The organism is Mongoliitalea daihaiensis, assembly GCF_021596945.1.
Taxonomy (GTDB): Bacteria; Bacteroidota; Bacteroidia; order Cytophagales; family Cyclobacteriaceae; genus Mongoliitalea; species Mongoliitalea daihaiensis.
Genome location: NZ_CP063779.1, coordinates 2,968,051 through 2,981,609, shown reverse-complemented (window position 1 = coordinate 2,981,609; position 13,559 = coordinate 2,968,051). Strand labels below are relative to the sequence as shown.

At 36.6% G+C, this 13,559-nt stretch carries 13 protein-coding genes; 12 read left to right on the top strand and 1 reads right to left on the bottom strand.

The annotated features are described in order from the left end of the window. Positions 1-52 precede the first annotated feature (52 nt). The 8 genes from IPZ59_RS12680 to IPZ59_RS12645 all read left to right on the top strand — a co-directional run bounded on the left by IPZ59_RS12680 (position 53) and on the right by IPZ59_RS12645 (position 7,723). Positions 53-2,683, top strand: a complete 2,631-nt coding sequence (locus IPZ59_RS12680; RefSeq protein ID WP_236136418.1) for a valine--tRNA ligase — start codon at positions 53-55, stop codon at positions 2,681-2,683. Between the two features lie 554 nt (positions 2,684-3,237). Next, positions 3,238-3,627 (top strand): nucleotidyltransferase substrate binding protein, encoded by a 390-nt coding sequence (locus IPZ59_RS12675; RefSeq protein ID WP_236136417.1) that lies wholly within the window; start codon positions 3,238-3,240, stop codon positions 3,625-3,627. Between the two features lie 62 nt (positions 3,628-3,689). Beyond that, positions 3,690-4,010: a nucleotidyltransferase domain-containing protein gene (locus IPZ59_RS12670; RefSeq protein WP_236136416.1), complete on the top strand. Its 321-nt coding sequence runs from the start codon at positions 3,690-3,692 to the stop codon at positions 4,008-4,010. A gap of 72 nt (positions 4,011-4,082) precedes the next feature. Further along, positions 4,083-4,565, top strand: coding sequence for a type II RES/Xre toxin-antitoxin system antitoxin (gene parS, locus IPZ59_RS12665; RefSeq protein ID WP_236136415.1), 483 nt, complete (start codon positions 4,083-4,085; stop codon positions 4,563-4,565). Next, positions 4,565-5,041 (top strand): RES family NAD+ phosphorylase, encoded by a 477-nt coding sequence (locus IPZ59_RS12660; protein WP_236136414.1) that lies wholly within the window; start codon positions 4,565-4,567, stop codon positions 5,039-5,041. The genes parS and IPZ59_RS12660 overlap by 1 nt, the downstream gene beginning before the upstream one ends. 100 nt (positions 5,042-5,141) lie before the next feature. Beyond that, positions 5,142-6,581 (top strand): hypothetical protein, encoded by a 1,440-nt coding sequence (locus IPZ59_RS12655; protein ID WP_236136413.1) that lies wholly within the window; start codon positions 5,142-5,144, stop codon positions 6,579-6,581. A gap of 371 nt (positions 6,582-6,952) precedes the next feature. Then, positions 6,953-7,513 carry a DUF2975 domain-containing protein gene (locus IPZ59_RS12650; RefSeq protein WP_236136412.1) on the top strand — a complete coding sequence of 187 codons (561 nt, stop codon included), beginning with the start codon at positions 6,953-6,955 and terminating at the stop codon, positions 7,511-7,513. A gap of 3 nt (positions 7,514-7,516) precedes the next feature. Next, positions 7,517-7,723 carry a helix-turn-helix domain-containing protein gene (locus IPZ59_RS12645; protein ID WP_236136411.1) on the top strand — a complete coding sequence of 69 codons (207 nt, stop codon included), beginning with the start codon at positions 7,517-7,519 and terminating at the stop codon, positions 7,721-7,723. Positions 7,724-7,863: 140 nt separating this feature from the next. Here IPZ59_RS12645 and IPZ59_RS12640 read toward each other — a convergent pair whose 3' ends face one another. Further along, positions 7,864-8,088, bottom strand: a complete 225-nt coding sequence (locus IPZ59_RS12640; protein ID WP_317208007.1) for a zinc ribbon domain-containing protein YjdM — start codon at positions 8,086-8,088, stop codon at positions 7,864-7,866. 289 nt (positions 8,089-8,377) lie between these two features. Between IPZ59_RS12640 and IPZ59_RS12635 the strand changes: the two genes are divergently transcribed. The 4 genes from IPZ59_RS12635 (at position 8,378) to yidC (ending at position 13,492) form a co-directional block, all read left to right on the top strand. Further along, positions 8,378-8,887, top strand: a complete 510-nt coding sequence (locus IPZ59_RS12635; RefSeq protein WP_236136410.1) for a hypothetical protein — start codon at positions 8,378-8,380, stop codon at positions 8,885-8,887. 246 nt (positions 8,888-9,133) lie between these two features. Further along, positions 9,134-9,667, top strand: coding sequence for a potassium channel family protein (locus tag IPZ59_RS12630; RefSeq protein ID WP_317208051.1), 534 nt, complete (start codon positions 9,134-9,136; stop codon positions 9,665-9,667). A 318-nt stretch (positions 9,668-9,985) separates the two neighbouring features. Then, a complete protein-coding gene (locus IPZ59_RS12625) occupies positions 9,986-11,605 on the top strand; it encodes a CTP synthase (RefSeq protein ID WP_236136408.1) in 1,620 nt (539 codons plus the stop codon). 90 nt (positions 11,606-11,695) lie between these two features. Further along, a complete protein-coding gene (gene yidC / locus IPZ59_RS12620; RefSeq protein ID WP_236136407.1) occupies positions 11,696-13,492 on the top strand; it encodes a membrane protein insertase YidC in 1,797 nt (598 codons plus the stop codon). The last annotated feature ends 67 nt before the right edge of the window (positions 13,493-13,559 follow it).

Sequence of the window (13,559 nt, the reverse complement as noted above, 5' to 3'; positions counted from 1 at the left end):
TTCTATTTTTCTCTTAATTTTGCGCTTCGAGTTTTATACAATCGTCTCAAACATGTCATTAGCTACAAAATATACACCTGAAGCCGTTGAGGCAAAATGGTATCAGTATTGGATAGAAAATAAATTTTTCTCCTCCCAAGTGGATCACAGTAAAGAAGCTTACACTATTGTCATTCCTCCACCAAATGTGACAGGTGTACTGCACATGGGACACATGCTCAACAATACCATTCAGGATGTATTGGTCCGCAAAGCCCGTATGGAAGGTAAAAATGCCTGCTGGGTACCCGGAACAGATCACGCTTCCATTGCGACAGAAACCAAAGTAGTGGCGATGCTCAGAGACATGGGGATTGATAAAAAATCCCTGTCACGAGAGGACTTTTTGAAATATGCTTGGGAGTGGAAAGAAAAGTATGGAGGAATCATCCTGGAGCAATTGAAGAAATTGGGAGCTTCCTGTGATTGGGATAGAACCAAATTCACCATGGATGCTGACTTGAGTGATGCGGTGATTTCTGTATTTGTGGATTTGCACAAAAAAGGTAAAATCTACCGAGGCATTCGCATGGTCAACTGGGATCCTCAAGGAAAAACAGCACTTTCTGACGATGAGGTAATCATGAAAGAGGTGCAGTCTAAGCTGTATTACATCAAGTATCAAATCGAAGGAACAGAATCGTCCCTAACCATCGCTACCACCCGACCTGAAACCATCATGGCCGATGTAGCGATCTGTATCAATCCAAACGATCCACGCTTTACCCATCTCAAAGGTAAAAAAGCCATTATTCCATTAATCAACCGAGCCATTCCCATCATCGAAGACGAGTATGTGGATATGGAATTCGGTACAGGTTGCTTAAAAGTAACCCCTGCCCACGATGTCAATGACTATGAGTTGGGCATCAAACATAAATTAGCGGTCATCGATATCCTCAATGATGACGGGACTCTCAATGAAAAAGCACAGATTTTGGTTGGTGAAGACCGCTTCATCGCCCGTAAAAAAATAGGAAAGCTATTGGATGAGGCTGATCAATTGGAAAAAATTGAAGAGTACAAGTCCAACGTAGGCCACTCTGAGCGAACCAATGCCGTGGTAGAACCGAAATTATCTTTGCAGTGGTTTTTAAAAATGGAGGATATTACCAAGCCTGCTTTGAGTTCGGTAATGGAGGACATCATCCAATTGCATCCACCAAAGTTTAAAAACATGTACCGTTCTTGGATGGAGAATGTACGCGATTGGTGCATTTCCCGTCAATTGTGGTGGGGCCATCAGATCCCTGCCTACTACCTTCCAAACGGTGAATATGTGGTTGCCAAAACGAAAGAAGAAGCCTTGGCACAAGCAAACACACAATTCGGTACAGCCTATAGCTTAGCTGATTTGACTCAGGACGAAGACGTGCTGGATACTTGGTTTTCTTCTTGGTTGTGGCCGATTTCGGTTTTTGATTCGGAGGTTTTCACGACTGGAAAGCCCAATGAGGATTTGAAATACTATTACCCTACCAATGACTTGGTGACAGCACCAGAGATTCTTTTCTTTTGGGTAGCCAGAATGATCATTGCAGGTTATGAATACTTGGGCGATAAGCCATTTAAAAACGTATACTTGACAGGCATTGTCCGAGATAAATTGGGTAGGAAAATGTCCAAGTCCCTCGGTAATTCCCCAGATCCATTGGAGCTAATTCAAAGCTATGGAGCAGATGGCGTCCGTGTTGGAATGCTCTTCTCCTCCCCTGCTGGTAATGACCTGCCCTTTGATGAGAAACTAGTGGAGCAGGGTAGAAATTTTGCCAACAAAATCTGGAATGCTTACCGCTTGGTTCATGGTTGGGAAATTGATCCTTCCTTGAGCGGAGATGCTAACCAAGCCTCTATTACCTGGTTTGAAAATCGATTCAATCAGGCCTTAACTGAAATTGAAGATCATTTTAATAAATTTAGAATTTCGGATGCCTTGATGGCAACTTATAAGCTGATTTGGGATGATTTCTGTTCTTGGTACTTGGAAATGATCAAACCTGCTTATCAGGCTCCAATTGATGCAGCTACTCATGCCAAGACCATAGCGTTTTTCGAAAATATCCTGAAGGTCTTGCATCCATTTATGCCATTCTTGACAGAAGAACTCTGGCATCAGATCAAAGAGCGTTCCGTAGAAGACTCCTTGATCATTGCTGCATGGCCAAGACCAGAGCGTTTCAACGAAGCTAACATTGCAGAAGCGTCCCAAGTTTTTGAAGTGGTTTCCCAAATCAGAAACATCCGCGCTTCCAAGGGAATTTCACCGAAAGAGGCCTTTAACCTAACAATCAAAACCGAACAAGCGGAATTGTATCAGCGATTTGAAGCGGTTTTGAAGAAGTTGGCTAACCTTGATTCTGTATCCTTTGGATCCTCTTTGGAAAATGCCGTCAGCTTTGTGGTAAAAGCCGACGAGTGCTTTATTCCATTGGCTGGTCAGGTAAATGTGGAAGAAGAGCGTGAAAACATCAGCAAAGAACTGGAGTACACCAAAGGCTTCCTTCAGTCTGTGATCAAAAAACTAAGCAATGAGCGCTTTGTCGCTGGTGCCCCTGAAGCTGTGGTAGCCAATGAAAAGAAAAAGCAGGCCGATGCAGAGGCGAAGATAAATGCCTTGGAGGAGGCTTTGAGGAAGTTGTCTTGAATGGATTTTATAGATATTCGTAGATAATGGATATTTAATTGATATTGGATTGGCAGATAGATTATCTCATATTAATTGGTTGAAACATGTTGATAATGATGGATAACTTGTCCCGATTTTCGGGATTGGATATTAGTTGATACTGTATTTTTGGATAGATTAGCCAAGGCTGAGAGATTGAAATAAAGTTGAAATATTTTGATCTCCTTAGTCTTCCTTGATTCATGGGGAGACACCTAGGGCCGTTAGGCCTGACACCTTCGTAGCTTAGATAAAATACCATATCATCAGAGGCGCGTAGCGCTGAGGTCTTTACTATCGTATAATGCGATCTTTAGCCAACAGTTAACCAATTAGCCCTTAGACCTCAGGGCTGACGCCTCTCTAGAGATCTGCTCTTAACAAATTTGCTACGAAGAACGCAGGACTAACCCCCTATTTGTGAATCGTTCAAAAAAATAGAGATTGTCAATCGACAGTAAGTTTCGTTTATAAGAAATTATTGTTGGGAAGATGGGGGGGAAATCTTTAACTTGTCATGATTCAATAAACATATGATGGAATCAAAAGACATTCGTTGGGAACAACGGTTTAGTAATTATAAAAAGGCTTTAGCTAAACTGGATGAAGCCGTTTCGAGGATAAAAGAAGACTATCCTACCGGCAAAGACGGAAGTATTGCGGAAGATTCTTTTTTGAATGATATTTTAAAAGAAGGACTTATCCAACGTTTTGAATATACTCATGAGCTCGCTTGGAATGTCATGAAAGACTTCCTAGCGGCTGCTGGAAATATTGAGATTTATGGTTCCAAAGATGCTAAAAGAGCTGCCTTTTCAGCAGGATTGATTACCAATGGAAACATTTGGATGGATATGATCAAAAGTCGAAACAAGACTTCTCATACCTACAATGAGGAAACAGCTGATGCTATTTTTTTTTAAGATCATCGAAGATTATATTCAGGAATTTCAAGCGTTTAATTCGAAAATGGACACCTTAAACCATGAAAACTAAAGAGCTTGAAAAATTTGGCCTCTCCCATACAACACTGGAAAAGATTAATTCTGTGTTTGGAAAATATCCCGAAGTAGAAAAAGTGATAGTTTATGGCTCTAGAGCCAAGGGTAATTATAGAACTGGTTCTGATATTAACCTAACGTTGATCGGTTCTGATGTTACATTAGATACACTTTTCGCTATTGAAGAAGACCTTGATGAATTATTTCTTCCCTACACATGTGATATTTCAATTTTTTCGCACTTGAAGAATCCTGATTTTCTAGATCATATTGAAAGGGTTGGAAAGGTCTTTTACGAAAAGTAAGTTTTTGGATAAAATTGCAGAAGAGTTTTTTATACAACAAATCTGCTGTATATTAGTAGCAAAAATATTGCTATGAAGACGATTCCATTTAAGCCAAGTCAGGACACCCTAAAAGCAGCTAAGCTTAGCTCCAACCCTTCCTATTCACTGGACTTTTCCGACAAAACCGTCGAATGGAAGTCCAATGCTGAGCGGGTGGAGTTGATTAGAGAAGGTTTGCCCTTTGATGCTATTGAAAAAGTAGCTGTCACCTATAAAATGCCTGTCAAGAACGTCCTTATGGTGATGGATATTCCACAGACCACTTACAATAAAAAGAAGAAAGACCAAGAAAAGCTCAGCAGTAGAGATAGTGAGTTGATTCTCGTTCTTTCTGAATTGATGGACTTGGGTGTGGATACTTTTAATGGTGAAGTGAATGATTTTTTAGCTTGGCTCAAAAAGCCTAATATTTCTTTGGGAGGAGTAAGCCCTGAGAGTCTTTTCGATTCTGTTACCGGTATAGAAGAGGTTCGTAATTGTTTACATCGCATAGCATATGGGAATCTTGCCTGATGTTGGTATTTAGGATAGAGCGGAGAAAATATCTCCCTGACACCCTTACAGGTATTGGCGCATCCAAATCCAAAGGTTTCCGCTGGAACAGTCTGAATACTTTTATGGTGTACACTTCAGAGTCCAGAGCGCTTGCATCTTTGGAAGTAGCTGTGCATATGGATTTAGCAACTGATTTCCCAAAAGACCGTGTGTTAGTTACCATAGAAATCCCTGATTCAGTTGTAATCAGTACACTTTCACCGGAGTACCTCCCCTATGATTGGGATGCCAAGCCACCCCAATTACTAACCCAACTTATTGGAGATGATTTTATCCAAAGTCAAGCAAGCGCGGTATTACGGGTCCCATCTAGCATCATCCCTGAGGAATTCAATTACCTTATCAACCCATCTCACCCTGATGCAAAGTTGATTTCCGTGGTTTCTTCAAGAGCTTTTGGGTTTGATGAAGGGTTGAATCAAAAATTTAAATAAAATATATGTTTACGTTTAAATCAATATAAAATATTTAAGGTATATTTATAGTTATATAGCTCTTAAAAATATTTAAAAATATACATAATTTATAAAATATATGAATATTGATATTTATGACCTTTTTGATGCGATAGGCCTTGATATATCAGATTTAAAATCAAATGCTGAATATAGTTTACCATTAAAAAAGGATTCTTTAGGAAACTTTTATCTTTCTAATCCCTATAATCATGCCCTACGGTTTATTTTAAAGTTTAAAGATTTTAACCCGAAACTATTGTTAAATTTCAATGTTAACTTTACAGCTGAAATTGTAAATAATCATGAAACTTTTAATGAACTTTTTTCTGAAATAAATGAAGGTTTAAACTTCGAGGATTATAGCTTTATATGTTACTTAGTCGTTGAATCAACCCATTTATCAATTAATGATAAAAATAAAATTTATCCTGAAATTTTACTTAATGAGAGTTTGGTCAACTTATCAAGTATTATTATACCTGAAGAAGAAATTGTTTCTAATTTCAAAATCACAAAACCTGAATTGAAGCTTTTACCTTTTCCCATTCCACCCAAAAAAACAAAGCTTATTAAGTCTCAAATATTAAAATGGAATGGTAACAAACTGAAAATAATTGTTTTATTTTTAGTTAATTTATTCTTGTTCGTAATTAATTATTCAGAAAACACAAATCCAATAGGGCTAGGTCTATTAATAATTGCTTTTATATGGTTAGTTTCTTTAGTTACTTCAGGATTCTATAAATATATACAATATGATGAAATAAAACTTACGGATGAAGAATACCAGAAACTTTCCTCCGACTATGAGGGAAAAAAGTTGATGATTTTAAACAAGAATTCAGAACTAGAAAACAACTATAAAATAGAAATTGAAAGCTTCAAAAATAAAATTAACTTGTTCAGACCTTTAGTTCGTAAAAATTTGTTCAAAAAACTCACTAAATCTCAAAATAATTATTTGAAAAAAACTGAAAACCTTTCAAGAGGCAAGACAGAATTATTTTTTTTAAAATATCTCTTAGAAAAGGATTTCAAAGTCCTAATTGACTTATCTATAACTTTAAATAACAAATCTTTTGAACCTGATTTTACAATAGTGTGTAATAAAACTGGTTTTCATTTAGACATTGAAATCGATGAACCATATTCTTTTACACCTGGCAAACCAATTCATCATGACCGATCACTTGATGGGTTTAGAAATAATGCCTTTTTAGAAAATAACTGGGGAGTAATTAGATTCTCTGAATTACAAATAATTAAATACCCCTTATCTTGTGCATTATTGATTTCAGACCTACTTGAATCGATTCAAAAACAAACTTTTGATTTATATTTTTATGGCCCAATTATAAAAAAATGGACTTATGAAGAAAGCATGATTATGATGGAGACTAATTTCCGAAATACCTATCTTCCGAAGGAAATGCAACAAGAAGTTAAAAGAGAATTGAAGAAAAGTATAATTATGAATAATAGAACTTTTACAGACGATGGTGAATTACCTTTTTAAGATTTTTTAAAATCTAGAAAACAAACAAGAATAGCTTTTTAAATAACTAAGATTCTAAACCTCAATAATTAATGATCTTGCTTATAAATTATTTTATTCAAACATACATAAATATGTAAATTTTCGGGAGAAAATAATATTTTAATTCATTATAAAATTATAAATCCTAAATGCAGGTGTTTTTTCTTTTCATAATTGAGACTCATAGCTAGAAAAAGAAGTCTTCTTCCACTAATAACTTATTCAACTCAATCAACCAATTCACTAACCCAGCCATCTACCATTGAGCAAAATTTTTACTTTTTTACAGTACATTTTTATTGTTTATCAATAAATTTTTATTGATGTTTGCATTATCAAACAACATCACTATGAACACTCAAAATAATTGGAAAGAAAAATGGGTCAACCAACCCACGCTGATGCTGACCACAGTAATCATTTGGTCTGTATTTATTGGCTTATGCATCAAAGCAGGTACGCTCACATTTGTAGCAATCATGAGCTTTTTCAATGCTCCAGTTGCGCAGGACCTTTATGAAGGTTTAAACCTTTACAATCTCATGCAGGAAAATCCATGGTATTACGTAGGGCTAATCAGTTTGATGCTCGGTGTAGCGTGTTCCAAAGCCTATTTGTTTTATCTGATGATTAGGATTTTCATGAGCATTGACTTACAACATCCATTTAATGCAAAAGTGGGCAACTATCTTTCACAAATGGGCAGTACAGCTTTGCAAATAGGTTTTCTCATCATCATCACCTCTTCCAGTATCAAATGGTTAATCAAACGAGGGTTTGATATACCTGCCATGACAGGTTTCGTTGGGGGTGCGATGGAATTTATCTTTATGGGCATACTGATATTCGCTATTGCACAGGTTTTCAAGCGAGGCATAGAAATACAATCTGAAAACGAGTTAACCGTCTAGACTATGCCCATAATTGTAAATTTAGATGTGATGATGGCCAAGCGAAAGATGTCCCTTAACGAACTCTCCGAAAAAGTGGACCTCACCCTCTCAAACCTATCCATTTTAAAAACTGGCAAGGCCAAAGCTATACGGTTCAGCACCTTGGAAGCCATCTGCAAAGTATTAGATTGTCAACCAGGGGATATCTTGGAGTTTAGGGAGGAGTAAAAATAAGGACTAGAAATCAATCCTTATATACCAGACTTATTCTACGCAAAGCGATATTGAAACTCTTTAAACATCGGACAGGAAGTATAAAACCACCCTTCCAATAGACTTATTTTATACTGAAAATCTAATTAAAAAATTTAACCTTTTTTTAAAATCTCATACTTAAGAGCCATTGAATTAAATCCGGTAATCTTACAATCAATATTAAGATATCCTTCTACCAATTGGATATTTTTAACTTTTGTCCCAGCTTTAATCGGCTTAGGTGCTCCTTTGACTGGTAAATCTTTAACTATTTCGACCGAATCACCATTTTCCAGCATATTCCCATTAGCATCTTTGACTTGAAATGTAGAACTCAAAGTTGTTGTCTCTTCCTTCCAAGTAAACACCATTCATGACAAGAAATAATTCCATCTGATTCATAACCATAAGGAGAAGCACATGAAGGGCACGTATAAAGTGTTTCCATATTAAAAAATAAGGAATATATTTCTCGTGAAATCCTAAAATTAAAAATCAAAGAAAAAAAACGATTCAAAAGCTCAATAATTAAGATATAAGTTTTATTTTTAAAAAAAGGTGAGGGTTAAATGAATTTCGATATTGAGCCTTTTTTTAAATACTATTTCACACTATTATTCAATTAAGATGTCTAGCTTTTTAAACAAACTATTTAAAGGATTTATCAGGTCTGCGGTTAATCAGGTAGGTAGAGACGGAGGAAGAGTCGTAAGTAATAAAGTATATAAAGATAATCATTCAATCCCAATTAGAAATGTTAACAATAACCAAGAGATATGGGATATTCAAAATCCTACCATATCTAAGATTGATTCAGATTCATCGAATGATGATAATATTCATTTAATAAATCGAAATCAATTAATTTCAAAAGGGTTTCAACCAGAACTTTTTTCTAATTCGTTTTTATCAAATTTTTTTGTTTTGATTGGATCGTTCGCAACCTTATTAATTTACCCAGTATCTATAGTTACGGCTGTTTATTGGTTTTACCTTGGTTTAAAAAATCTTTTAAAAACTACAATCCCATTCTACAGAATAGAGAAAGTACCCATTTATAAACAAGATAAGAGATATTCAGAAGGTAAAAGAATTGAGGGTCATAAAGAAAAAAAATATATTCAGAAGCTTCCATAATACCTAATAAAAAAGAAAAATTGATTTTCGTACTAAAAGGTCTCTTAGCTTTATTAATTGCTGGGGTTTTAAGTTATTTGATTTATGAAATAAACATTAAAGAAGACTCTGATTTAACAGAAAAAATAGAAGTAGTATCAAATGAATAACAAAAAATTATCTCTTATAAATGTTTTAATCTTATTACTTTCAATTTATGTTCTGATAGCACTTGTTGTCGATTCGTTTATAAGTCTTGATTAGGAAATATCTAAAATCTTAAGCTATTTTGACTACTTTATTTGTTTAATATTTTTGTCAGAATTTTTTTATAATCTATTAACAGCAGAAAATAAGCTAAAATATCTTAAATGGGGTTGGATAGATTTAATATCCAGCATTCCTATGTTAGATAGTCTTAGATATGGCCGCGTGTTCAGATTAATTAGACTTATTCGCGTAATAAAAGCATACAACACTTTTAATAGTTTCTTGAAAAACTTATTTCCTGATACTGCCAAAGGATCAGTCTTTTCTGTAATTATTTTGGGATTTTTTGTTTTAATTTTTTCCTCGATAGCAATACTAGTTCTTGAAAATGATGTTGAAAGTAATATAACAAATGCAGAAGATGCAATTTGGTGGTCCTACACTACAATAACTACAGTTGGTTATGGAGATAAATACCCAGTTACAACCTTAGGGAGAATTTTAGCAATGTTTCTTATGACTTATGGCATATCAGTATTCGGTGTAATTACTGCATATATCGCATCAATTTTTGTTAAAAGTTCAGAATAATAAAAAACCTTTTAGCTACCTAAATCTTCTAGATAAAATAAAAAGAATGATGCTCTTTTTTCACTCAACGAAAGTAATTTGTTCCAAAATTAGATTTTTGGGTTTTGAAATACCCCAAAGATATCTTCTATAGAATTATTGTCTCTAAAATAAATATTCTAAAAAACCTTCGAGGTCTGAAAGACCTCAAAGGTTCAATTTCCTTTTCTTTCTGCGGCTTCCGTGCTTTCTGCGAGCAATTACCTTTTGATTAGTGGAAACATATACCTACCTTTGAATCCCATAAGAATTCCAGCAAAAAAACTACCCACCCTTCTTATGGCGTCATCCACCAAATACATCTTTATCACCGGAGGTGTTACATCTTCACTCGGAAAAGGCATCATTGCCGCATCCTTGGCCAAATTGCTTCAATCCAGAGGCTTCCGAGTGACTATCCAAAAATTTGATCCTTACCTCAACATCGATCCAGGCACACTGAATCCCTATGAGCATGGAGAATGTTATGTCACTGAAGATGGAGCAGAAACTGATTTGGACTTAGGTCACTATGAGCGTTTCTTAAATAACCCTACTTCACAAGCCAACAATGTTACTACGGGAAGAATCTACAATAATGTTATTACCAAAGAAAGAAAAGGAGAGTATCTAGGCAAAACTGTACAGGTGATTCCCCATATCACCGACGAGATCAAACGAAATTTTTTCAAACTAGGACACGACGATGCATTTGATGTCATCATCACAGAAATCGGCGGTTGCGTGGGAGATATTGAATCCCTTCCATTTATTGAAGCTGTAAGACAAGCCAAATGGGATTTGGGAGCCAACAACTTCTTAGTCATTCACCTCACCTTGATCCCCTATCTTGCCGCTGCCAAGGAACTCAAAACCAAACCTACCCAACATTCGGTCAAACAATTATTAGAAGCCGGTATACAACCAGATATTTTGGTCTGCAGAACCGAGTATCACCTACCCTTGGATGTCAAGAAAAAATTGGCTCTTTTTTGTAACGTGCAACTTAACAGTGTGATCGAGGCCATGGATGCTGAGACCATCTATGATGTGCCATTGTTGATGAAAAAAGAAAAATTGGACGAGCGGGTGATGTCTAAATTGAAGTTGACCTCCAAAACCAATACAGATTTAGATCAGTGGAAGGCATTTTTGGGCAAACTCAAAAACCCTACCCAAGAAGTCAATATCGGTTTGATTGGAAAGTATGTAAGCCTTCCAGATGCGTATAAATCCATTATTGAAGCGTTTATTCACGCAGGTGCTGCAGCTGAATGCAAAGTGCGTTTGAAATTGATTTCTTCGGAAGAATTACAGCCGGAAACGGTCAGAGAGCGCCTACATGATTTGGACGGAATCCTCGTTGCGCCAGGATTTGGTGAGCGAGGGCTTGAAGGTAAGATAGAAACTGTTAAATTTGCTCGCGAAAATAACCTACCGTTCTTTGGTATTTGCCTAGGAATGCAGGTTGCTGTTATTGAATTTGCAAGAAATGTGCTTGGACTAAGTGATGCCAACAGTACAGAAATGGATCCTGCTACTGCATATCCTGTTATCGATATGATGCAAGATCAAAAAAATATTCAACAAATGGGTGGAACCATGCGATTAGGTTCTTATCCTTGTGAGTTGAAAAAAGGAAGCAAAGCTGCTCAAGCATACGGAAAGACAAAAGTATCTGAAAGACACAGACATAGATATGAGTTCAACAATACCTTCCTCAAAGACATGGAAGAGAAAGGGCTAATTCCTTCGGGAATTAATCCTGAGTCGCAATTGGTAGAGATTGTGGAGCTAAAAAACCATCCTTGGTTTATTGGAACACAATTTCATCCAGAATACAAGAGTACAGTATTGAACCCACATCCTTTGTTTGTGAAGTTTATAAATGCTGCCATTGAGAACAAAAAGTTAAAATAAGAGTATTTGTATATTCCGAAGCTTGAAAGGTAATGTCTGAAAATGCCGGGCATTACCTCTTCTTTTGATGAGGGATTTAAATTTAAAATTATGGATAAAAATCAAGCGACAGGACTGATCCTTTTCGCAGCCGTGTTGTTGGTGTATTCGTTCTTTTTTGCACAAGGACCCGAATCTCTTGTGGAAGAGGTGGTTACCGAAGAAGTGGTTACCGCCGTTGAGGAAACACGCACCTTGGAAGTTGCTCCCGTAGCACAACCCGACAGCATTCAGGACCTTTTGGCCGTACAGCAGTTTGGCCTTTTTGCACCCATGACCAAAGGTATCGCAGAAACGGTAATTCTTGAGAATGAGCAGATAATGGTGGAATTTTCTACCAAAGGTGCGGAAATCACCAAAGTTACTTTAAAAGACTTTAAAACTTGGGACCAGAGACCCTTGGTCATATTGGATGAAGAAAGTTCAGATTTGAGCTTCAATTTGCAGACAGATAAGGGGCCATTGAGCTTAAATCAGTTGTTCTTCTCTCCTACTGCTGCTACTTCCCAATTGGAAGATGGCATGGAGGTAAAAGTATTAACTTTTATTGCACAGTCAGGGTCAGCACAGATTGTTCGTACCTATACACTTCCTGCGGAAGGTTATGTGATGGGTAAAAACATCGCATTCAAAGGTCTAGGAGGAGCATTAAAAACCAATGAAGTTCAGATTTTGTGGGACGATCGCTTGATTCGTCAGGAAGCAGATATTGAAGAATCACGTAGAAAAACAAATGTCAACTTCTTTACAGCTGCAGGAAGTCATGATTATTTGAGTTTGACTTCTGAAAAAGCAGATGATGTCATTGAAGAACCATTGAAATGGGTAAGTTTTTCCCAGCGTTTCTTCACTTCCGCGATCATTGCAGACAATGCCTTTAGCCGAGGCCAAGTAGAGCAAATTACTCCCAAAGACACCCTATCCATCAAAAATGTAAAGGCAGACATTCTCCTCCCATTGACAGATGGAAATGCTTCGATGAGTTATTTCTTTGGCCCCAACAACTATAATTTATTGAAGACCATCACTCCAGGTTTTGAAAATAACGTGGATATGGGTTACTTTTTCGTAAGCTGGGTCAACAAATACATCATTGTAAACCTTTTCCAGTTTTTGGAAAAGTACATAGGTAACTACGGGGTAATCATCATTTTGATCGTATTGATTATCAAGCTGGTGCTATTTCCATTAACCTATAAGTCCTATGTAGGGATGGCTAAGATGCGTCTGATCAAGCCTGAGATTGATGAATTAAAAGAAAAGTATGGGGATGACCCGACAAAGATGCAGCAAGAACAAATGAAGCTCTTTGGTCAGTTGGGTGTTAGCCCTATCTCCGGCTGTCTGCCGATGGTATTACAGATGCCTTTCTTATTTGCCATGTTTTTCTTTTTCCCTAATTCCATTGAATTGAGGCAAGAAGCATTCCTGTGGGCAAATGACCTTTCTACATACGATGCGATCGCCTACTTGCCTTTTACCATTCCGTTTTATGGTTCACATGTGAGTTTGTTCACGATTTTGATGACCGTCTCTCAGATTGCTTATACGCATTTTAACAATCAATTGACAGCGCAAACAGGCCCCATGAAAAATATTGGTTACATTATGCCTGTAGTGTTTATGTTTGTATTGAACTCCTTCCCTGCCGCTTTGAGCTTCTACTATTTTGTCTCCAATATGGTGACCTTTGGTCAGCAGGCATTAATTAAAGCTTTTGTAGATGATAAGAAAATCAGACAAAAGATTGACGATTACAGCAAAAACAATGTCAATAAGAAAAAGTCCAAGTTCCAGCAGCGATTGGAAGACGCAATGAAAGCGGCAGAAGCGAAAAAGAAAAAATAAGATCAAAAGCGGTAGATGAACTCTACCGCTTTTTTTTCGTCCTTTCAAGTTATAGAATGACAAATTT